This window comes from Streptomyces sp. NPDC093085, from assembly GCF_040683935.1.
In the GTDB taxonomy this organism is placed as follows: Bacteria; Actinomycetota; Actinomycetes; order Streptomycetales; family Streptomycetaceae; genus Streptomyces.
In genome coordinates, this window is record NZ_JBFBFB010000009.1 from 128,803 (window position 1) to 149,432 (window position 20,630).

At 72.9% G+C, this 20,630-nt stretch carries 17 protein-coding genes; 3 read left to right on the forward strand and 14 right to left on the reverse strand.

Annotation, left to right across the window (positions count from 1 at the left end; genetic code table 11):
• Positions 1 to 53: 53 nt before the first annotated feature.
• From AB0O07_RS24025 to AB0O07_RS24065, 9 genes are all read right to left on the reverse strand, one after another.
• Entirely contained in the window at positions 54 to 1,574 is a 1,521-nt protein-coding gene (locus AB0O07_RS24025; RefSeq protein ID WP_365636520.1) for an aldehyde dehydrogenase family protein, read from the reverse strand.
• A gap of 230 nt (positions 1,575 to 1,804) precedes the next feature.
• On the reverse strand, positions 1,805 to 2,338 hold the full coding sequence (locus AB0O07_RS24030) for a hypothetical protein (RefSeq protein ID WP_365636523.1): 534 nt from the start codon (positions 2,336 to 2,338) through the stop codon (positions 1,805 to 1,807).
• Positions 2,335 to 2,583 carry a helix-turn-helix transcriptional regulator gene (locus AB0O07_RS24035; protein ID WP_365636525.1) on the reverse strand — a complete coding sequence of 83 codons (249 nt, stop codon included), beginning with the start codon at positions 2,581 to 2,583 and terminating at the stop codon, positions 2,335 to 2,337. The genes AB0O07_RS24030 and AB0O07_RS24035 overlap by 4 nt, the downstream gene beginning before the upstream one ends.
• A 164-nt stretch (positions 2,584 to 2,747) precedes the next feature.
• Positions 2,748 to 3,737 (reverse strand): malate dehydrogenase, encoded by a 990-nt coding sequence (locus tag AB0O07_RS24040; RefSeq protein ID WP_365636528.1) that lies wholly within the window; start codon positions 3,735 to 3,737, stop codon positions 2,748 to 2,750.
• 356 nt (positions 3,738 to 4,093) lie between these two features.
• Complete coding sequence (locus AB0O07_RS24045) at positions 4,094 to 5,269, reverse strand: DUF2690 domain-containing protein (protein WP_365636530.1); 1,176 nt, start codon at positions 5,267 to 5,269, stop codon at positions 4,094 to 4,096.
• Between the two features lie 593 nt (positions 5,270 to 5,862).
• Positions 5,863 to 6,933 carry a helix-turn-helix domain-containing protein gene (locus tag AB0O07_RS24050; protein WP_365636532.1) on the reverse strand — a complete coding sequence of 357 codons (1,071 nt, stop codon included), beginning with the start codon at positions 6,931 to 6,933 and terminating at the stop codon, positions 5,863 to 5,865.
• Positions 6,930 to 7,991, reverse strand: coding sequence for a peptidoglycan-binding protein (locus AB0O07_RS24055; RefSeq protein ID WP_365636534.1), 1,062 nt, complete (start codon positions 7,989 to 7,991; stop codon positions 6,930 to 6,932). Before AB0O07_RS24055 ends, AB0O07_RS24050 begins: the two co-directional genes overlap by 4 nt.
• A 477-nt stretch (positions 7,992 to 8,468) precedes the next feature.
• The gene (locus AB0O07_RS24060) at positions 8,469 to 9,146 is read right to left on the reverse strand and encodes a DUF3017 domain-containing protein (RefSeq protein ID WP_365636536.1); all 678 of its coding nucleotides are present in this window, start codon (positions 9,144 to 9,146) and stop codon (positions 8,469 to 8,471) included.
• A 54-nt stretch (positions 9,147 to 9,200) separates the two neighbouring features.
• Positions 9,201 to 10,070: a bifunctional methylenetetrahydrofolate dehydrogenase/methenyltetrahydrofolate cyclohydrolase gene (locus AB0O07_RS24065; RefSeq protein ID WP_365636539.1), complete on the reverse strand. Its 870-nt coding sequence runs from the start codon at positions 10,068 to 10,070 to the stop codon at positions 9,201 to 9,203.
• Positions 10,071 to 10,326: 256 nt separating this feature from the next.
• On the opposite strand from AB0O07_RS24065, the gene AB0O07_RS24070 reads away from it, so the two are divergent.
• Positions 10,327 to 10,929 (forward strand): hypothetical protein, encoded by a 603-nt coding sequence (locus AB0O07_RS24070; RefSeq protein WP_365636541.1) that lies wholly within the window; start codon positions 10,327 to 10,329, stop codon positions 10,927 to 10,929.
• Between the two features lie 169 nt (positions 10,930 to 11,098).
• Here AB0O07_RS24070 and purH read toward each other — a convergent pair whose 3' ends face one another.
• Entirely contained in the window at positions 11,099 to 12,661 is a 1,563-nt protein-coding gene (purH, locus tag AB0O07_RS24075) for a bifunctional phosphoribosylaminoimidazolecarboxamide formyltransferase/IMP cyclohydrolase (RefSeq protein WP_365636544.1), read from the reverse strand.
• Positions 12,654 to 13,265, reverse strand: a complete 612-nt coding sequence (purN, locus tag AB0O07_RS24080; RefSeq protein ID WP_365636820.1) for a phosphoribosylglycinamide formyltransferase — start codon at positions 13,263 to 13,265, stop codon at positions 12,654 to 12,656. Before purN ends, purH begins: the two co-directional genes overlap by 8 nt.
• A 362-nt stretch (positions 13,266 to 13,627) precedes the next feature.
• On the opposite strand from purN, the gene AB0O07_RS24085 reads away from it, so the two are divergent.
• Positions 13,628 to 14,605, forward strand: a complete 978-nt coding sequence (locus AB0O07_RS24085; RefSeq protein ID WP_365636546.1) for a hypothetical protein — start codon at positions 13,628 to 13,630, stop codon at positions 14,603 to 14,605.
• 57 nt (positions 14,606 to 14,662) lie between these two features.
• On the opposite strand, the gene AB0O07_RS24090 is transcribed toward AB0O07_RS24085, so the two are convergent.
• Entirely contained in the window at positions 14,663 to 16,567 is a 1,905-nt protein-coding gene (locus AB0O07_RS24090; protein WP_365636549.1) for a DUF6350 family protein, read from the reverse strand.
• A 116-nt stretch (positions 16,568 to 16,683) separates the two neighbouring features.
• On the opposite strand from AB0O07_RS24090, the gene AB0O07_RS24095 reads away from it, so the two are divergent.
• Positions 16,684 to 18,189 carry a helix-turn-helix domain-containing protein gene (locus AB0O07_RS24095; protein WP_365636552.1) on the forward strand — a complete coding sequence of 502 codons (1,506 nt, stop codon included), beginning with the start codon at positions 16,684 to 16,686 and terminating at the stop codon, positions 18,187 to 18,189.
• Between the two features lie 199 nt (positions 18,190 to 18,388).
• Here AB0O07_RS24095 and sucD read toward each other — a convergent pair whose 3' ends face one another.
• Together sucD and sucC are read right to left on the reverse strand one after the other, a co-directional pair.
• Positions 18,389 to 19,300 carry a succinate--CoA ligase subunit alpha gene (gene sucD / locus AB0O07_RS24100; RefSeq protein ID WP_365636554.1) on the reverse strand — a complete coding sequence of 304 codons (912 nt, stop codon included), beginning with the start codon at positions 19,298 to 19,300 and terminating at the stop codon, positions 18,389 to 18,391.
• 21 nt (positions 19,301 to 19,321) lie between these two features.
• Complete coding sequence (sucC, locus tag AB0O07_RS24105; RefSeq protein WP_365636556.1) at positions 19,322 to 20,497, reverse strand: ADP-forming succinate--CoA ligase subunit beta; 1,176 nt, start codon at positions 20,495 to 20,497, stop codon at positions 19,322 to 19,324.
• Positions 20,498 to 20,630: the final 133 nt, after the last annotated feature.

A 20,630-nucleotide genomic window follows, 5' to 3' on the forward strand; every position in this document is an offset into this window, starting at 1 on the left:
CGGGGCCTGGGTGAGGCCGGGTTCAGGTCCGTACGTACGTCAGCCCGCGAACCTCAGCCCGCGAACCAGCGGACCGGGCGCGGCTCCAGGTTCTGGTAGATGTGCTTGGCCTCCCGGTACTCCGCGAGCCCCGCCGGGCCCAGCTCCCGGCCGACGCCCGACTTGCCGAAGCCGCCCCACTCCGCCTGCGGGAGGTAGGGGTGGAAGTCGTTGATCCATACGGTGCCGTGCCGCAGCCGTCCGGCCACGCGCCGCGCGCGCCCCGGGTCCGCGCTCCACACGCCCCCCGCGAGCCCGTACTCGGTGTCGTTGGCGAGGGTGACGGCCTCCTCCTCGGTGCGGAAGGTCTCGACCGTCAGGACGGGGCCGAAGACCTCCTCCCGTACCACCCGCATGGTGCGGTCGCACTGGTCGAGGACGGTCGGCTCGTAGAAGTAGCCGCCCTCGGGACGGGCGGCGGAGGGCGCGGGCCGCTTGCCGCCGGAGCGGAGCACCGCGCCCTCGGCGAGCGCGGAGGCCACGTACTCCTCGGTCCTGGCGAGCTGCCGCGCGGAGACCAGCGGGCCGCACTCCACCCCGTCCTCGGTGCCCCGGCCGAGCCGGATCCGCCCGGCGCGGCGGGCCAGTTCGGCGACGAAACGTTCGCGCAGGGACTCCTCGACGATCAGGCGGGAGCCGGCCGAGCAGACCTGGCCGCTGTGGATGAAGGCGGCGTTGAGCGCCTGGTCGACGGCGGTGTCGAAGCCCTCGTCGGTGGCGCAGGCGTCCGCGAAGACGACGTTCGGGTTCTTGCCGCCGAGTTCGAGGGCGACCTTCTTCACGCCGGGGGCCGCCGCCGCCATCACCTTCGTACCGCTGACGAGGCCGCCGGTGAACGAGACGAGGTCCACGTCGGGGTGGGCGGAGAGCCGGGCGCCGACCGGGTCACCGGCGCCGGTGACGAGGTTGGCGACGCCGGGCGGCAGGCCGGCCTCGGCGAGCAGGTCGATGAGGTCGACGGTGGAGAGCGGGGTGAGCTCGCTCGGCTTGATGACGAAGGTGTTGCCCGCGGCGAGCGCCGGGGCGATCTTCCAGCTCGCCTGGAGGAGCGGGTAGTTCCAGGGGGTGATCATCGCGCAGACGCCGACGGGTTCGTGGACGACGACGCTGTGGACGGTGTCCGCGCCGGCGTCGACGACCCGGCCGCCGCTCTCGTTGACGACGAGGTCCGCGAAGTAGCGGAAGGCGGCGGCGACACAGTCGACGTCGACGCGCCCCTCTTCGAGGGTCTTGCCGGCGTCCCGGCTCTCCAGCAGGGCTATCTGCTCGCGGTTCCTGATCAGCAGATCGGCGGTCCTGCGCAGCAGCGCGGCCCGCTCGGCGACCGGGGTGCGCGGCCAGGGGCCGTGGTCGAAGGCGTGCCGGGCGGCGGCGACCGCCGCGTCGGTGTCCTGGGCGTCGCCCTCGGACACGACGGCGAGGAGCGTCGCGTCGGCGGGGTCGAGAATGTCCCGGGTGGCACCGGACGCGGCAGCGCGCCACTTCCCGTCCACATGAATCGTCTGTTGTGCCGACACGTCGTGTTTGCCTTCCATTCCCGGAACAGTCCTCACCAGCGACAACTGGCGATGGGGGCACCTGCCCCGGGGTGCGGAAAGCATGCGTACGGCGTGCCGGAAAGTGCGTCGTGTCACTTTTTGTCACGCCGTACGGCAGTACGCAGGTGTGCCGGACGTCGGGTGTGCGCCGGACGCCGGGCGCGTGCCGGACGCCGGGTGTGCGCCGGACGTCGGATGTGCGCCGGACGTCGGATGTGCGCCCGGTGTCAGGCGTCCGCGGGCTCGTCCTGGACGCGGAGTCCGGCCACCCACAGCGGCATCAGCCAGTGCGTGATCAGGGCGAGCGTCAGGACGTACGGCAGCGGAACCGTCAGGTCCGAGCCGCCGCCCGGCCCCAGCCCGAGCCCGAGGGCGATCAGCGTGCCACCGAGCAGGAGGGTGAGCATGACCCGGTGGGCGCGGGCGCCGGCCTGGTCGCGCTCGGCGCGCTGGCGCTCGTCGAGGATCCGGCCGCGCAGCTCCAGCAGCCCGCGCGTGGCGCCGTTGAGGAGGCCGGTCGCCAGGCACCAGGGGAGCAGCGCGCCGGCCATCACGAACAGCGGCCACACCCGGTCGGTGGCGAGCGCGAACAGCGCCGCGCCGACGCCGACCGCCGTCAGCGCGATATGGACGCCGACGACGAGCCTCCTGCGCGCGGCGGTGCCGTAGAGGGAACGGCCCTCCTCGCGGTTCATGATCGCGTGCATGCGCCGGTCGTACGCCGTGGGCGCCTGAGTTCCATTTGCCTGTCGTGCGGTCATCGCTGCTTCCTCCCGTAGACCTCGTCCGTGAGCGGGCTGAAGGGCTTCAGGGAGAACAGCGCCTCCACGGGGAGGCCGAAGTACTCCGCGACCCTCAGGGCCAGGTCGAGGCTGGGGTTGTACTGCCCGCGCTCGATGTAGCCGATGGTCTGGTAGTGGACGCCCACTGCCTCGGCCAACTGCTGCCGGGAGACCTTCCGTTCGGCCCTCACGACAGCCATCCTGTTGTGCACCTGCTCGCTCATGTATAAGAAGTACTACATCGCGACGAAGGTACGCAACAGCGCATGGAGGCGCGTCAGCGGAGGAGGCAGCGAAAAGCCCTGTGCCGCCGGTGGTGTTCCGGCGGCACAGGGCTTGCGCTGGTGCTGGTGCTGGTGGGTCCTGCGGTCGGGCGACGACCGTACGGTCAGATGAGGCCCAGCTCGCGCACCGCGTCGCGCTCGTCCGCCAGCTCCTTGACGGAGGCGTCGATCCGGGCGCGCGAGAACGCGTTGATGTCCAGGCCCTGGACGATCTCGTACGTGCCGTTCTTCGTGGTGACGGGGAAGGAGGAGATGAGCCCCTCGGCCACCCCGTACGAGCCGTCCGACGGGATGCCCATGGAGGTCCAGTCGCCCTCGGCGGTGCCGTTGACCCAGGTGTGGACGTGGTCGATGGCCGCGTTGGCGGCGGAGGCGGCGGAGGACGCGCCCCGCGCCTCGATGATCGCCGCGCCGCGCTTGGCGACGGTCGGGATGAACGTCTCGGCCAGCCAGGTCTCGTCGTCGACGGTCTCGGCGGCGTTCTTGCCCGCGATCTCGGCGTGGAAGATGTCCGGGTACTGGGTGGCGGAGTGGTTGCCCCAGATCGTCAGCCGCTTGATGTCGGAGACGGCGGCACCGGTCTTCGCGGCGAGCTGCGAGATCGCCCGGTTGTGGTCGAGGCGGGTCATCGCGGTGAAGCGCTCGCGCGGTACGTCCGGCGCTGCGGCCTGCGCGATGAGCGCGTTGGTGTTGGCCGGGTTGCCCACGACGAGGACCTTGATGTCGTCGGCGGCGTGGTCGTTGATGGCCTTGCCCTGCGGCTTGAAGATGCCGCCGTTGGCGGCGAGCAGGTCGCCGCGCTCCATGCCCTTGGTACGGGGGCGGGCGCCGACCAGCAGCGCGACGTTGGCGCCGTCGAAGGCGACGTTCGGGTCGTCGGTGATCTCGACGCCGCTGAGCAGCGGGAAGGCGCAGTCGTCCAGCTCCATCGCGGTGCCCTCGGCGGCCTTGAGGCCCTGCGGGATCTCCAGGAGACGCAGTTTGACCGGCACGTCCGCGCCGAGGAGCTGGCCGGAGGCGATGCGGAAGAGCAGCGCGTAACCGATCTGGCCGGCCGCGCCGGTGACGGTGACATTCACGGGAGTGCGGGTCATGGCGGTCTCCGTAAGACAGTCTGGCGGTGGGGGCCCAGCCCCTGATCGGGACATCTCCCCCGGCGGTCTCGGGGGCGGGCCGGTGATCGACCGTCCGTCATCCGAATCTTGACGTGAAGAGATATCCAGCGGTCAGGCTATCCGACCCGCGCCGGAGCGCGCCCACGCCCCCTTTGTGGCACGTCTCACGGGCTTGTCCCACGTGCTTTCCCACGGACTTGTCTCACGGACTTGTCCCACGGGACACGGATGCCCTGACGGATGCCCTGTACGACCGTCGGTACGGCGGCCTCGTACTCCCCCCGTACTCCCCGCACTCCCCCCCCGTACTCCCCCGCACTCCCCCTGAAAGAGGGTCACCCTTGCGGGGTCGCGCACCCCGTCTCGCCGGTCTTGAGGGTGGCGCACGCCTTGACGGCCGTCGCGTCCTCCGCCGTGGTCATCGGGGTGTAGGCGTTGGTCGCGGTCTCGACCTCGCTGCTCTGGCCCGGCCCCTTGGCGGGGGATATCCGTATCTCGTCGCCGAGCGCCGCCTGCGTGATCCGGGCCCACGCGGCGCCGCAGGTCTTGCTGTAGCGGACCTCGACCAGCGCCGTACCGACCGTGGCACTGGCGACGGTCTCGGCGTACTCGCCGCTGCACCCCATCTCCTCGGGGTCCTTGCCGGCGCACCGGTCACCGGCGCACTTCACCCCTTCGGGCAGCACCGGCTCGCTGGTGGACGCCTTGGGCGTCGGGGACTGGGCGACGGTCCTGCCGTCACCGTCGCCGCCGAGGTTGGTGAGCGCGAACGCGGCGGCGACCCCGATGAGCGCGGCGGCGAGGCCCGAGACGAAGATCATCGCCTTGCGCCGTCCGCCACGCTTGCCTCCGCCCTGGCCGCCGGGTCCGGCCTGGCCGCCCGGTCCGCCGGGACCGGCCTGCGCATGCGGTGCGTACGGGGTGTTCGGGCCGTACGGGGCCTGCTGGGCGCCCGGACCGCCGGGGAACGGCGGCCCGGAGATGTTCGGCGCTGCGGAGTACGGCGCTCCCGGCGCTCCCGGCGCGCCCTGCGGGGGTACGGTGCCACGGCCGCGCCCCAGGTCCACGGTGGCGCCACTGCCGTTACCGGCACCGTGGGCGGCCGTACCGGCGGGCGCGTTCGGGGCCGGAGTGGGGGCCGGGTCGGGGACGGCGACGACCGGGTTCTTCCCGGATTCGGCGAGCGCCGTCCGCGCCTGCGAGATCCTGATCGCTTCCATGGTCATGTCGTGGCGCATCTCGGAACGGCTCCAGGCCCGCTCCGCAAGCTCCCACATCGTCGTCAGATGCCCCTGGTCGACCCCGGTCACCTGGGCCAGCGCGACGACCGCGCCCTTGGGCGGGAGGAGTCGCCCGCCCAGATACCGCTCCCACGACGTCTTGCTGTAGCCGGTCCTGTCCGCCACGGCGGCGATACTCAGACCGCTCCGGTCGACGAGCCTGCGCAACTGGCTCGTGAACTCGCTGACCTCCGGGTCGAGTCCTTCCGGTAGCGCCTTCCAACGAGGCATTCCGCCTCCCCCTTGTCCCCCCGCACGTGCCTGATGAGCCGCGCACCGTCACCGGCGCCCCCGCGCCGCACTTGATCTCCCGCGGTCTCCCGCGATCTCCCGCGATCTCCCGCGGTCTCCCGCGCCGTTCCCCCACCGCCCCGGCCGGAGCCGTACGGCGCGGCCCCGGCTCTCCCCCGCCGTGGCCGCCCGCGAAGGCGTACCCGGCCAGGATGCCAGGCCGGGGGTCTGCCCCGCACGGGAGTGTCCGAGACCGTACGCGCGCCACGGCGCACGCCCCGGGACCGGACACCGCCCCAGTCTCGCATTCGTTGCGCACTCATCACACCACCGCGGAATGGTCACTTCCGTGCCACAGGCGGCAAAGAGAGCTTGAGCCTCTTTGTGTTCTCACGTGACGCTGATCTCACGTCACGGCGGCGGCACCCGTCCTCTCATCGGGGGTGAGGACGGTCGCCGCCGCCGTGACGCCTGCCTGCGCGCGCCTGTCCACGGGGCCTGTTACGGGGCCTGTTACGGGGCCTGTCCACAGGGCGCGCCTATGAGCGCCGCTACGAGCGCCTGTCTACGAGCGCCTGCCTATGGGCGCCTGCCTATGGGCGCCTCCAGTCGAAGCACTCGGGTTCACCGCGGTCCGAGACCTGCTCGGTGGTCTTCTCCGCGGCCCCCTCGGCCCCCTCGGCCCCTGCGGCCCCCTCGGCCCCTGCGGCTCCCTCCCCCACGCCCACGCCCACGCAGATCCGGGCCGAATCGGCGTTGCCGTCGCCCGCGATGTTCGTGGAGAGGTAGTTCTCGGCCTGCCGCTGGTCCCGCACCAGGATCCGCTGCGGGAGGCCGCCGGGCACCGCGAGTTCCGCGTACTCCCCCAGCCGTAGCCCGGTCGTACGGAGCCACAGCGCGCGGCAGGTCTCGCTGAACCTCAGCTCCAGCCGCTGCCCGCCCGAGGCGCGGAAGGTCTCGATGGTCTTCACGGCGTCCCCGACCGCGCAGGTCATGCTCCCCGGGTTGAGCCCGACGCAGGCGGAGCCGACGCACTGCGGCGCGATCGGCTGGGCGGTGATCCACTCCGTCGCCCCGGCGCGGCCCGCGCCCGCCGCCCCGATGCTCCCGCCACCGCCGCCTCCGTACGGCCACCCCAGCACCAGCACGGAGACGGCGACCGCGACGGCGGCCACCACCCCGCCGGCCAGCAGCCACCGCTGGTGCCGCACGCCCCGCTTCCCGGGGCCGCGCGGACCGGCCGGTACGGATAGGGGTACGGGTACGGGCGCGGCGCCCCCGCCCGGTGCGGCGGCGGGGGCAGGGGCAGGGGCAGGGGCAGCGGCAGCGGGGGGCGCCGGTCCGGGGGCCGGGGCAGGGACGGCAACCGGGGCGGTGGACGGGGCGGACGGGGGAGCCGTACCCGCCCGGCCGCTCCAGGCCGCGTCGGCGATCTCCCAGAGTGCGATCAGCCGGTCCGCGGGTTCCCGCGCGATCCCGCAGAGCACCGTGATCGCGTTACGGGGCACGGGTTTCGTACCGTTGAGGTACCGCTGCCAGGACGACTTGCTGTACGGGGTCCGGTCGGCCAGCGCCGCCAGGCTCAGCCCCGTACGCTCCCGTAACGCGCTCAACTCGGCGGCCAGCCGGGCACATTCGGCCGCCACCGGGCGCACTTCACTCACTTGCGCAGCTCCCCCCAGGTGTCGGGGCCCACGATGCCATCGCTGACGAGACCGCGCGAGGTCTGGAATTTCCTGACCTCTTCCTTGGTGCGCACCCCGTACAGGCCGTCGATGTCCCCCGGGTCGAAACCGTGCTGCTTCAGCAGGCACTGGGCCTCGACGACATCCCGGCCGCTGCCGTTGAGGTCCATCAGCGCATCGCGGGTGACGCTGTGCCCGGCGTACGCCGCGCCGTCCTTGCGCTCCTTGAGGCAGTCGTACGTACGCCCCGGTTCGTAGACGACCGGCTCGGGCGCCTTGCTCTCCGGCGCCCTGTCGTCGGGCGCGAGCAGCAGCCCGGCGCCGAAGGCGGCGGCGAGGGCGACGACGACGCCCGTGACGGCGGCCCACAGCGGGACCATACGGCGGGGACGGTCCCCGGGGGCCTCCGGGGCACCCGCATCCGGGTCGCCCCCGCCCGCCGGGCCGTGGTCTCCGGAGGACGCGCCCCCGGAGCCGGCCGTGGCTCCCCCCTCCGCCGATGCCGCCGATCCCGCCGGCCCAGCGAGCCCCGCCGATCCCGTCCGCCCTGCCGATGCCGCCGATCCCGCCGGTCCCAGGGTCTCCGGGGCTTCCGCCGCCGTCGCCTTCCCGGGATTCTCCGGGCTCTCCGGCTTCGCCCCGCCCGGCTTCTCCCCGCCCGGCTTCTCCCCGGCCGCGCTCTCCCCGGCCGCGCTCTTCCCGGCGGCCTCCGCCGCACCGGACGCATGGGCCGCATGGGCCGCACCGGCCGCACCCGCCGTCTCCCCGGTCCTCCCCGCCTCGGCGGCGGCCACCTCGTGCAGGACCAGCAGCCGCGTCGGGTCCTGGCCGCACGCCTTGGCCAGTGCTTCGACGGCCCCCCGGGGCACCGGCTGCTTCCCGTTGAGATAGCGCTCCCAGGACGAGCGGCTGTACCCGGTCTTCGCGGCCAGCCCGGTGAGCCCGAGGCCGGAGCGGTCCTTGAGCCGCCGTAGCTGAACGAGAAGCTGTAAATCCTTCTCCGGCAGCTCCGAAGGCAATTCTTTCCAACGCGGCATGTCCACCTCATGCGTTATCGGATGGTACGGGGGCCCTCCCCATACCCTGTCCTCCCCAGGGCGCCCCCTGGCGAACTCACGGTTCCTCCCCTCACCGCCCGCCCATCGGCTTCCGGCCAACCTCCGCTCTGCGGGGAAGCGCTCCCAACCGTTCCCCTGCGTCCCACCACGTCCCATGGGACATCGCGTCCCAGCAGTTCAGAGGGGCGTCCGTCCCACAAGGGCCCGATTACCCGGATCACTCTGGCGGTCACCCGACGTGACGCGGAACAGTCTGTGGTGCACAACGGGCGGCGCGGTCCACCCCGCGCCGCCCTCCACCGACCACACCGTGCGTGCCACGGCGGTCCGTCCTCCTCGGGGGAGGGGACGGGCAGCCGCACGAACACGGCGGTCCGCCTTCCACGGGGGAGAGGGCGGACCGCCGCTGTGGCCGGACGGAGCGATTCGGCCAGGGAGTTCGAGCAGGGGACGAGGTCAGCGCACGGTGAAGTGGAGCGTGTCCTCAAGGAACGGGATCTCCAGCCATGGCCGGGGCTGGGTCATCAGGGAGAGCAGCACGATCGCGACGCCGAGCAGCCCGTAGGTGAGCATGTCGGTGAAGCGCGACCGTACGGCGAGCATGCCGACGGAGGGCAGGACGCGCCGCAGGACCGCGCCGCCGATGAGGGCGATACCGACCAGGATGGTGCCGATACGGAACGCCTCGGCGAACGGGTTCGCCCCGACGATCAGCAGCCCGAGGCCGACCGTGCCGACCACGCTGAGCAGCGGCCACTGCCGGGCGGGCGCCGGGGCCCCGCCGGGCGCGGCCCGGCCGCCGCCCTCGGGGCGGGCGGTGTCCCGGGTGAGCGCAAACCGCCGCCCGGCCCCGCCCGCACCAGCCGCACCGGCTGCTCCGCCCGTTCCAGCGGTCCCGCTGGTCCCGTCCGCCCCGGAGGCTTCCGCAGCCGCGTCCGTACCCCCGGTCCCGGCCATCGCATCCGTACCGCCGGATCCGGCCGTACGGTCAGCCCCGCCGGCCTCCGCCGTATCCGCCGCATCCACGGACTCGGCGGCGCCTACGGCACCGGCGGAACCAGTGCCCTCAGCAACCCCGGCGCCCTCCCCCGCACCCGACCCCGACCCCGTACCCGCACCCGACCCCGCACCCATCAATGGCACCCTTTCGCTCAGGCTTTCCGCTCAGGCTCTCGCTCGGGCCCGCGCTCAGCCCGCGTCCGCGTCGGCGGCCGTACGCTCCGCCGCCTCCACCACATTGACCAGGAGCTGCGCACGGGTCATCGGCCCGACACCGCCCGGGTTGGGCGAGATCCAGGCGGCCACCTCGGCCACGCCCGGGTGGACATCACCGACGATCTTGCCGTTCTCGTCCCGGCTGACGCCGACGTCGAGAACGGCCGCGCCCTCCTTGACGTCCTCCGGCTTGATGATGTGCGGCACCCCCGCCGCCGCCACGATGATGTCGGCCTGCTTCAGCAGCGCGGGCAGGTCACAGGTGCCGGTGTGGCACTGGGTGACGGTGGCGTTCTCGCTCCGGCGGGTCAGCAGCAGCGGGATCGAGCGGCCCACCGTGATACCGCGCCCGACGACCACGACATGCGCCCCGTTGATCTCCACGCCGTGGTGGCGGAGCAGCTCGATGATCCCGTACGGGGTGCACGGCAGCGGGCCCGGCTCGTTGAGCACCAGCCGGCCGAGGCTCATCGGGTGCAGCCCGTCGGCGTCCTTGGCCGGGTCCATCAGCTCCAGCACCCGGTTGGTGTCGATGCCCTTGGGCAGCGGGAGCTGCACGATGTACCCGGTGCACGCGGGGTCGGCGTTCAGCTCCCGTACGACCGCCTCGATCTCCTCCTGCGTGGCCGTGTCGGGCAGTTCACGCTGGATGGAGGCGATGCCCACCTGGGCGCAATCGCGGTGCTTGCCGTTGACGTACCAGCGGCTGCCCGGGTCGTCCCCGACCAGCAGGGTGCCGAGACCAGGGGTGACACCCCGCTCCTTGAGGGCCGCCACGCGGACGGTGAGATCGGACTTGATCGCGGCTGCGGTGGCCTTGCCATCGAGAATCTGGGCGCTCATACCCCCATCCTCCCGGAAGACCCCTCCCCGGTTCCAATCCGCTCCCCGCCACCTTCCCGTACGTCGGCGCACAAGAGATTGCACTTGCACAACGTCTATGGTGTGCGACTGGACAAAATCGGTGGTAGATAACACGATTACGTCGCAGTGCGGCCGGCGTCGGGGGAGCCAGACCGCTCAGACCGCACCACAGCCTGAGATCTTCCTCCGCGCGCGGGCCATCCGTCCCCGCACCACCCAACGGAGGAACCCCGCCATGAGTTTCGGCGATCCCAACAACCCCTACGGCCAGCAGGGCCAGCAGCCCGGCTACGGCCAGCCCCAGGGTCCGCCGCCTGGCCAGCCGGGGTACGGCTACCCGCAGGGCCAGCCGCAGCAGCCCGGCGGGTACGGCTACCCGTCCCCGCCGCCGGCCCCCACCGGGTACAGCGGCCAGATGGAGATGCCCGGCCTGATGAAGACCGCTCGCGTCTTCCTCTTCATCTTCGCCGGCTTCCAGATCCTGGCGGGGCTCGTCATCGGTATCGGCATGGGCATCGTCGGCGCCGCCGCCTCCCACAGCTCGTCGAACGCCGGCAACGCCCTGGCGGGCATCGGCATCGTCGGCGGCGTGCTCCTCGTGGGCATCGGCGCCCTCTCGATCTTCCTGGGCGTCAAGTTCGCCACCGGCGGCACCGGCATCCGCGTGACGACGATCGTCTACGCCTCGCTGGGCCTGCTCGGCGGTCTCGGCAACCTGGCCAACGGGGGCAACGGGGGCGCCTTCAGCGCGATCATCTCGCTCGCGTGCAGCGGGATCATCCTCGCCTCGATGGTGAACAGCTCCGCCTCCGCGTGGTTCAACCGCCCCCGCTACTGATCCCCGTGAGTGCGCCGCTCGGGCACGCTCACAGCCGAAGGCCGTAAATCCCCACCGGGCAACCGGTGCTGGATCTACGGCCTTCGGCTTTACGCGGCCCCTACGAGCAGTACCCAGCAGGTCAGCGAGCCATCGGTCAGCAGAGTCAGCGAGTCAGCGGTCGGCAGGCTCAGTGGAAGAAGTGCCGCGTCCCCGTGAAGTACATCGTCGCCCCCGCCTTGCGGGCCGCCTCGATCGTCTGCTCGTCGCGGACCGAACCGCCCGGCTGGACCACCGCCCGGACGCCCGCGTCCAGCAGGATCTCCAGGCCGTCGGGGAACGGGAAGAACGCGTCGGACGCCGCGAACGCACCGCGCGCCCGTTCCTCACCCGCGCGCTCCACCGCGAGCTTCGCCGAGTCGACGCGGTTGACCTGGCCCATGCCGACACCGACCGAGGCGCCGCCCTTGGCGAGCAGGATCGCGTTGGACTTGACGGCGCGGCAGGCCTTCCACGCGAAGGACAGTTCGCGCAGCTCGGCCTCGGAGAGCGGCTCGCCGGTCGCCAGCGTCCAGTTGGCCGGGTCGTCGCCGTCGGCCTGGAGCCGGTCGGTGACCTGGAGCAGCGCCCCGCCGTCGATCGGCTTGGTCTCCACGGCGGCGGCGGGCGCCTCGGGGCAGCGCAGTACGCGGATGTTCTTCTTGCGGGCCAGCACCTCGACGGCGCCGTCCTCGTACCCCGGTGCCACGATGACCTCGGTGAAGATCTCCGCGACCTGCTCGGCCAGCGCGACGGAGACCGGGCGGTTGACGGCGATCACGCCGCCGAACGCGGAGAGCGGGTCGCAGGCGTGGGCCTTGCGGTGCGCCTCGGCGACATCGTCACCGATGGCGATGCCGCACGGGTTGGCGTGCTTGATGATCGCGACGCAGGGCTCGGAGTGGTCGTACGCGGCACGGCGCGCGGCGTCCGTGTCCGTGTAGTTGTTGTACGACATCTCCTTGCCGTGGAGCTGCTCGGCCTCCGCGAGGCCGCCCTCCCCCGTGGTGTAGAGCGCGGCGGGCTGGTGCGGGTTCTCGCCGTACCGGAGGACGTTCTTCCGCGCGTACGTGGCCCCCAGGAAGTCCGGGAAACCAGAGTCGTCGGCTGCGGCGTAGTCGCCGGCGAACCAGGAGGCCACGGCCACGTCGTATGCCGCCGTGTGCTGGAACGCCTCGCCCGCGAGCCGCTTCCGCGTCGCCAGGTCGAAGCCGCCGTCGCGTACGGCGCCGAGGACGTCCGCGTACCGCTCGGGGCTGGTGACGACCGCGACCGAGGGGTGGTTCTTGGCGGCGGCGCGGACCATGGAGGGGCCGCCGATGTCGATCTGCTCGACGCACTCGTCGGGGGTGGCGCCGGAGGCGACCGTCTCGCGGAACGGGTAGAGGTTGACGACGACCAGGTCGAACGGCTCGATCTCCAGCTCGGCGAGCTGCTCGCGGTGGGAGTCGAGGCGCAGGTCGGCGAGGATGCCGGCGTGGACGCGCGGGTGGAGCGTCTTGACGCGGCCGTCCAGGCACTCGGGGAAGCCGGTCAGCTCCTCGACCTTGGTGACGGGCACGCCGGCCGCGGCGATCCTCCCGGCGGTGGAGCCGGTCGAGACCAGGGTGACGCCGGCCTCGTGCAGCCCGCGCGCCAGCTCCTCCAGGCCGGTCTTGTCGTAGACGCTGACCAGTGCCCGGCGGATGGGCCGCTTGGTTCCCTGATTATTCACCGACGTATACCTTTCGTCCCTCGATGCGATAGCCGTGCCGGGCCAGTGTCCCCACGACCTCGACGAGCAGGCGTCGCTCGACTTCCTTGATGCGCTCATGGAGAGCGTCTTCGTCGTCCTCGTCCCGGACCGCGACCACGCCCTGCGCGATGATCGGGCCGGTGTCGACACCGTCGTCGACGAAGTGGACCGTGCAGCCGGTCACCTTCGCGCCGTACGCGAGCGCGTCGCGTACGCCGTGGGCGCCGGGAAAGCTGGGGAGGAGGGCGGGGTGCGTGTTGACGCACCGGCCGCCGAAGCGGGCCAGGAACTCCTTGCCCAGGATCTTCATGAAGCCCGCCGAGACCACCAGGTCGGGTCGGTACGCGGCGGTCGCCTCGGCCAGCGCGGCGTCCCACTCGTCACGCGTCGCGTACTCCTTGACCCGGTGTACGAAGGTCGGCAGCCCGGCGCGCTCGGCGCGCTCCAGCCCCGCGATGGCGCCCCGGTCCGCGCCGACGGCGACGATACGGGCGCCGAAGCCCTCGGGGTCGTCGCCGATGGCGTCGAGGAGGGCCTGGAGATTCGTACCGGATCCGGAGACCAGCACCACGATCCGGGCGATCCGGTCGGATGCGGCGGGCGCCCCGGAGGCGGCGGACGGCCGGGGTGCGTCGTCGGGCGGGGAGGCCACGGCGGGGCCTTTCTGGGAGCGGGCGACAGCTTCACAGGCCGTGCGACTGCCCTGCGACGGCCGTGCGGCTTTTTGTGTGGTCGTACGAACGAGTCACGTTCCCCGATCCGGGGAACTCTACGAAGGGGCCGACCGTCAGCAACGATACCGGCACACCGAGCGGCCCCCACGGGACGGGGGCGCGGCCGGGAGGTAGCGTCAGGGGACAGGGTTCGTCTCCGGGACGGGCCGTATCTGGTACATGACCCCCGCGTGATGGGCGTGAGCGGGTCTGAGGGGAAGACGTTCACCACATGCAGGACCGACGCCGCCGCACGGCACTCCACCTCCCGCCGCCCTCCGGGCCGGTGCTGCTGGAGCGGGAACGCCAGTCCTCCTCCACGGGGTCCCAGGAGCCGGAGGGCCGCTCCGGATCCGGACCGGCGTCCGGCACCTCCGGATCCGGTGGCTCCGGGTCCGGTGCCTCCGGCGCCTCCCCCGACGACAATCCGTTCGCACCGCCGCCCGAGGGCAGGCCCGACCAGCCGTGGCAGCCCCGCCACCCCGAGTCCGGCGACGGGCAGGGCGCGGGGCAGGACGGCGGCTCCGGGCGGGGCGGCTGGGGCAGCCAGTGGAGCAGCCGCCAGCCCGGCCGCTCCTCGGGAGGCTTCGGCAGCCGCCCCGGCGACCAGAACCAGGGCCCGTACGGGCAGAGCGGTTCCGGCAACGGCCCGGAGGGCGCCGACCCCGGCCGGAGCGGCGGGCTGCGCTGGGATCCGACGGACCCGGCCCAGCGCCGCGCTCGTTACGCGCTGCTCAGCGGGATGTGGGCGTTCTTCTTCGCCCTCTTCGACCTGCCCGACATCGCCCTGCTGCTCGGCTCGCTCGCGGTCTACTGGGGCGCCAGCTCCCTGCGCGCCAAAAGCAAGAAGGCAACGGAGAACCCCGCTGCCTCCACCTCTGCGACGGGCCGGCAGATCCCGCCCCCACCGGCCACTCCCCCCGGTCAGCCCGGTCAGCCCGGCGCGCGCGTCCAGCTCGCCAAGTCCGGCCCCGCCGGCCCGTCCGGCGAGCCCGGCCGGCCCTCGAACCGGTCGCAGACCACGGCGGCGGTGAGCGGCCTGGTGACGGCCGGCCTGGCACTGGCCATCGTGGCGGCGACGTTCACGGTGCAGCTCGTCTACCGCGACTACTACACGTGCGTCAACGACGCGCTGACAAAGACGGGCCAGCTCTCCTGCAACGAACTGCTCCCGCACTCCCTGGAGCCGGTCTTCGGCGTCAGGGAGTAAGGGAACAGCCGGCACAGACAGAACACAGACACCCCACCGGCCCCCGAAGGTTCCCCGTCAGGAACCGGACTCCGGCGGCGTCCGGGGAGATGTCCGGGGAGGCGCCTCGGGAGACTCAGGAGCCGGAGAGGGTCCGGCGGCTGCTGGGCCCGACGCAGCAGGCGGGGTTGGCGGGGCAGGTGGGGCCGGAGGCGGAGCCGACAGGCCCGACGGGGCCAGCGGGGACGACGGGGTAGGCGCGGCCGAAGGCGGAGCCGATGCGGCCGGTGGCCGGGGCGGGGTGGTGGGCGGGAAGTCGGCCATCAGGCCGCCCGATGCCTCCTTGAACGCGGCCCAGCGTGCCTCCCGCGCCCCCCGCTCGTGCCAGGCGTCGGTCGCCAGGAACTCGTACGGCTCGTCGTCCTCGTCCGTCAGGACGCTCCCCGGTCCGCCTCCTCCTGCCGTATACGCGGCGGCGTTCCCAGCGGCGCCCGGCGGTACGGGATCCGTGCCGCCCAGTACCGCACCGTCCCCCGGGACGCGGCGCAGTCCCAGCCACCACAGGGGCGCCTGCCACCACGCCGGAAGCTCCGGCTCCGCGGCCGGGGCCGGGGCCGGAGCCGGGGTCTTCGCAGCCGACTTCGCCGCCTTCGCCGCCGTCCGCGCGGCTTCCCGGTCGGCTCGCCGTTCCGCCCTCCGTTCCGCCCTGCTCGGCCGCCGCTTCCGCAGCCGCCAGGCCCGTACCACCAGCGCCGTCGGTACGCCGAGGGCCACCGTCCACACCAGCGCCGACGCCCCGGTCAGCCACCACGCGGGGCCGAAGTCCGCCAGCCTCCCGTTGCCCAACGGGCCCCCGGACAGCAGCGCCAGAAGGGCCATCAGCCCCGCGCACACCACTCCCCCGAGCGCCGTCCCCAGCGCGGTGGACCGTGCGCTCCACGCCTCCTCCCGTACGGCGAAGGGCGGCGCGGCCACCCGGAGCGTGAACCAGGCGACCGTCGGCCCCGCCAGGGCCGGCACCGCCGCCACGGCCCACTGAGGCGGCGTCAACGGCCCCTCGGGCACCGCGGCGAGCAGCGGAAAGGCGGGCAGCGCGGGGGTGCCGAGGACCGCGTACGGGGTGACCGTGGCCCCCGTACCGAGGGCGAAGCCGGCGCCCAGGCCGTACGACGCGCCCCAGATCGCGGCGTTGGGGACCAGGGCCAGCGCGAGCAGCAGCAGGGCCAGCCGGCCCGACCAGTCGGCGGCCAGGTGTTCGAAGGCCGCGTACCCCGCGCCGCTGTGCAGGCCGAGCGAGACCGCGACGAGCAGCGCGCCCCCGCCCGTCAGCAGCAGCGCGCCCGCCGCCCCGGCGCGCACCGCGACCCGGGTCCTGGTGCGCGCGAGCGCCGTCCGTACGGGACCGGGCAGCCAGGCGGGGAGGGGGCCGCCCGGCCGCCCGCTCGCCGTCCACGCCCCGACGGCGGCCGAGAGAAGCGTGACGGCGGGCAGGGCGAGCGCGACGCGCAGCGGGTGCGCGGGGAGCGGGCCGCCCGCCGCGTACCCCGCGGCGGCGGCGCCGACCAGCAGATAGCCGCAGCTCACCGTGGACACGGCGCCGAGCGCGGTGAGTTGCGGACGCCCCTCTTCCGGTTCCAGCGTGTCCCGCGCCGCGCGGTGGAGCAGCCAGACCGGCGCCGCCATGAGGAACAGCGGCACGACACCCAGCGGCGCAGGGCCCCCGGAGAGCGTCTCGGGGCGTACCAGTTCGATCCCGTGGCCCAGCAGCCAGAGCCCTGCCGCCACATGGAGGGCGGCCCCCGCTCCGCCGTCCGGGTAGGGCGACGCGATCCACATCGCCGTCAGAAGCGCGCCCAGCGCGCCGAGTCCGAGGCCGGCGGCGATGGCACCACGGAGGAAAGAGGCGGTCAGCGCGGCGGCCCGGCCGCGATCGACGGCCGAGGCGGAGGACAACGGTGTGCCGCGATCGGTCAATTGGGTCACACCATCATGGTGCCCACGACACGCGCTTTATCCGCGCAACAGGCGAATACTCGCCATGTCGCCCAATATACGTTTATGTGCTTTTTCGACCATCACAGTGCTGCGGGGAGTCCCTCATGACCCAGAACACCGCACGGAGCGCCCCGCAGCCCGCCCCGGCCACCGCCGCCGACGCGCCGCTCCCCACCCCGAAGGAGCGGCGCCGACTGCGCGAGGCGAAGGGGATGACCGAGAAGCAGGCGGCCACCACGGTCGGCGTCACCCGCGCGACCATCCGGTCCTGGGAGACCGGGCGTACGACGCCACGCGGGCGGAAGGGCGAGGCGTACGCGAGGCTGCTGCGGGCCGTCGCGGCCGAGCTGCGCCAGGCGGAGGAACGGGCCCGGCGCACCGAACGGGCCGCGATCCGCGCGGCCCAGGAACGTTCGGCGGCGCGCCGGCACCAGAGCACCGGGCAGGAGACGGCACGGGAGGCGGTACGGCGGCGGGCGGCTGAGCCGGGGTCAGCGACCGACCCGGCGTCAGAAACGGCGGCGGCACGGGAGGCAGGCCTCGCACGGCCCGCCCCGGAGGACGAGGCGCCGGGCACGGGGGCCACGACGGAGAGGAGCCGAACGGACGGGACGGACGAGACGGACAGGGCGGACGGGACGGCTGGGGCTGACGAGGCGGACGGGGCGGCCCCGGGCGACGCCGCCACCGGCTCCAGCACCGACACCGACGCCGACTCCGACGACGCCTTCGCCGTCGAGCCCGGCGTCGTCCCCGCCGCCTTCGACCGGACCGCCACCCTGTCGCTCACGCCCGGCCAGGCCTTCGACGCGCTGTACTCATGCACCGCGCCCGCCCTCGTACGCCAGGCGTATCTGCTCACCGGACGGCGCGCGCTCTCCCGGGAGTCCGTCGAGCGCGCCTTCCACCGGGCCTGGGAGAACTGGCCCAAGGTCGCGGTCGACCGGGACCCGGAGAGCTGGGTGCGGGCCGCCGCGTACGAGTACGCGCTGTCGCCCTGGCACCGGCTGCGCCGTACGCACCGCCGCCCCGACCCGCTCCCGGAGGGCCGCGACAGCCAGGGCGGACGGGAGGGCCCCGGCAGCCGGGCGCTGCGCGAGGCGCTGCTCGCGCTGCCGCCCTCGTACCGCCGTACGCTGCTCCTCTACGACGGGCTCGGGCTCGACCTGCCGGAGACCGCCGCCGAGACGGAGGCCAGCACCCCCGCCACCGCCCACCGGCTGCTGCACGCCAGGGACACCGTCTGCGAGCGCGTCCCCGGGCTGCCCGACGCGGGGCGGCTCGGCGAGCGGCTGGGGACGCTCGTCCGCGCCGTACCCGCCATGGAGCTCGCTTCGGCCCCGTCCGTACGGAACGGGAGCGAGCGGCGGGCGAAGATCTGGACCCGGGCCGCGATCGCGTTCACCGTGCTGATCATCGGGGCGACGAGCTTCACGCTGGCGACCGCGCCGCGTCAGTACGACCCGCCGCAGTCGCCGCCCGAGCAGGTCGGCGGGGTGCCCGTACCGGGCGGCCCCGAGCGGCTCACCCCGCAGGACCTGCGCCTGCGCGCCCTGCTGCGCGCCGCGCCGATGACGGGACCGCACCGGCTCGTACCGATGACGCGCTGAACGGCGTCACGGACCGCCCGGCGGACCGCCCCGCCGGACGCACACACACACGCGCGTGGGCCCGCACCTGCGAAGAGGTGCGGGCCCACGCGCGGGTGGCCCGGGGCCGTACAGACATACGAACGTACAGGCGGTACGAACGTACGGACGGCCCCGTACGGGCCGACGGGGCAGCCGTCGGCGGACGGGCGGCGTCGGGTCAGCCGGCGAGGATGGCGCGGGCGAGCCCGGCCGTCTCGGTCGGCGTCTTGCCGACCTTCACCCCGGCGGCCTCCAGGGCCTCCTTCTTCGCCTGCGCCGTGCCGGAGGAACCGGAGACGATGGCGCCGGCGTGGCCCATGGTCTTGCCCTCGGGCGCGGTGAAGCCCGCGACGTAGCCGACGACCGGCTTGGTGACGTTCTTCGCGATGAAGTCGGCCGCGCGCTCCTCGGCGTCGCCGCCGATCTCGCCGATCATCACGATGAGGTCGGTCTCGGGGTCGGCCTCGAACGCGGCGAGCGCGTCGATGTGCGTCGTGCCGATGACCGGGTCGCCACCGATGCCGACGGCGGAGGAGAAGCCGATGTCGCGCAGCTCGTACATCATCTGGTAGGTCAGCGTGCCGGACTTGGACACGAGGCCGATCCGGCCGGGCTTGGTGATGTCGCCCGGGATGATGCCGGCGTTGGACTGGCCGGGGGTGATCAGGCCGGGGCAGTTCGGGCCGATGATCCGGGTCTTGTTGCCCTTGCTGCTCGCGTACGCCCAGAAGGCGGCGGAGTCGTGCACCGCGATGCCCTCGGTGATCACGACGGCGAGGCCGATCTCGGCGTCGATCGCCTCGATCACGGCGGCCTTGGCGAAGGCCGGCGGCACGAAGAGGACGGAGACGTCGGCGCCGGTCTTCTCGATCGCCTCGGCCACGGAACCGAAGACGGGCACCTCGACAGTGCTCGATTCGCGCGTCTCCGACACGACATCGAAGTCGACGGACGTGCCGGCCTTGCGCGGGTTGACACCGCCGACGATGTTGGTGCCGTCGGCGAGCATGAGCTTGGTGTGCTTCATGCCGGTGGCGCCGGTCATGCCCTGGACGATGACCTTGCTTTCCTTGGTCAGGAAAATAGCCATGGTTGTGGTTTCCCTCGTCCCTTACTTGGCCGCGGCCAGCTCGGCGGCCTTGTCGGCCGCGCCGTCCATGGTGTCCACGCGCTGCACGAGCGGGTGGTTGGCGTCGGACAGGATCTTGCGACCCAGCTCCGCGTTGTTGCCGTCGAGCCGCACGACCAGCGGCTTCGTGACGTTCTCGCCCTTGGTCTTCAGCAGTTCGAGGGCCTGGACGATGCCGTTGGCGACCTCGTCGCAGGCGGTGATGCCACCGAAGACGTTGACGAAGACGGACTTGACGTCCGGGTCGCCGAGGATGATCTCCAGGCCGTTCGCCATGACCTCGGCGGAGGCGCCGCCGCCGATGTCGAGGAAGTTGGCGGGCTTGACGCCGCCGTGGTTCTCACCGGCGTACGCGACGACGTCGAGGGTCGACATGACCAGGCCCGCGCCGTTGCCGATGATGCCGACCTCGCCGTCGAGCTTGACGTAGTTGAGGTTCTTGGCCTTGGCGGCGGCTTCGAGGGGGTTGGCCGCGGCCTTGTCCTCCAGCGCCTCGTGCTCGGGCTGGCGGAAGTCCGCGTTCTCGTCGAGCGAGACCTTGCCGTCGAGCGCGATGATCTTGCCGTCACCGGACTTGATCAGCGGGTTGACCTCGACGAGGAGGGCGTCCTCCTTGATGAAGACGGTCCACAGCTTCTGGAGGACCTCGGCGACCTGGTCGGCGATGTCGGCCGGGAACTTGGCGGCGGCGACGATCTCGGCGGCCTTCTCGGGGGTGCACCCCTCGTTGGCGTCGACCGGGATCTTGGCGAGCGCGTCGGGGTTCTGCTCGGCGACGACCTCGATCTCCACGCCGCCCTCGACGGAGGCCATGGCGAGGAAGGTGCGGTTGGTGCGGTCCAGGAGGAAGGAGACGTAGTACTCCTCCGCGATGTCCGCGGTCTGGGCCAGCATCACCTTGTGGACCGTGTGGCCCTTGATGTCCATGCCCAGAATCTGGTCGGCCTTCTCGACGGCGTCGGCCGGGTCGGAGGCCAGCTTCACGCCACCCGCCTTGCCGCGTCCGCCGACCTTGACCTGTGCCTTGACGACGGCCTTGCCGCCGAGACGCTCGGTCACCTCGCGGGCGGCCTCGGGCGTCTCGATGACTTCACCGGCCAGCACCGGTACACCGTGCTTGGCGAAGAGGTCCCTCGCCTGGTACTCGAACAGGTCCACGCGTGTCCGTCCCTTGTGTCTTTTAACCGCAGCCTGGTGATCGCGGGTTCGTTGTCTGCGTGGGCGTGCCGCGAAGGGCAACGTGACTGCGCTGTCACTGAGGAAGGCGTACGCGGTGTCCGGATACGCGGCA

Bases quoted from the DNA above. Each gene is read 5' to 3' on its own strand.
- AB0O07_RS24025 (WP_365636520.1), bottom strand. From the start codon at position 1,574: ATGGAAGGCAAACACGACGTGTCGGCACAACAGACGATTCATGTGGAC.
- AB0O07_RS24030 (WP_365636523.1), bottom strand. From the start codon at position 2,338: ATGACCGCACGACAGGCAAATGGAACTCAGGCGCCCACGGCGTACGAC.
- AB0O07_RS24035 (WP_365636525.1), bottom strand. From the start codon at position 2,583: ATGAGCGAGCAGGTGCACAACAGGATGGCTGTCGTGAGGGCCGAACGG.
- AB0O07_RS24040 (WP_365636528.1), bottom strand. From the start codon at position 3,737: ATGACCCGCACTCCCGTGAATGTCACCGTCACCGGCGCGGCCGGCCAG.
- AB0O07_RS24045 (WP_365636530.1), bottom strand. From the start codon at position 5,269: ATGCCTCGTTGGAAGGCGCTACCGGAAGGACTCGACCCGGAGGTCAGC.
- AB0O07_RS24055 (WP_365636534.1), bottom strand. From the start codon at position 7,991: ATGCCGCGTTGGAAAGAATTGCCTTCGGAGCTGCCGGAGAAGGATTTA.
- AB0O07_RS24060 (WP_365636536.1), bottom strand. From the start codon at position 9,146: ATGGGTGCGGGGTCGGGTGCGGGTACGGGGTCGGGGTCGGGTGCGGGG.
- AB0O07_RS24065 (WP_365636539.1), bottom strand. From the start codon at position 10,070: ATGAGCGCCCAGATTCTCGATGGCAAGGCCACCGCAGCCGCGATCAAG.
- AB0O07_RS24070 (WP_365636541.1), top strand. From the start codon at position 10,327: ATGAGTTTCGGCGATCCCAACAACCCCTACGGCCAGCAGGGCCAGCAG.
- AB0O07_RS24085 (WP_365636546.1), top strand. From the start codon at position 13,628: ATGCAGGACCGACGCCGCCGCACGGCACTCCACCTCCCGCCGCCCTCC.
- AB0O07_RS24095 (WP_365636552.1), top strand. From the start codon at position 16,684: ATGACCCAGAACACCGCACGGAGCGCCCCGCAGCCCGCCCCGGCCACC.
- sucD (WP_365636554.1), bottom strand. From the start codon at position 19,300: ATGGCTATTTTCCTGACCAAGGAAAGCAAGGTCATCGTCCAGGGCATG.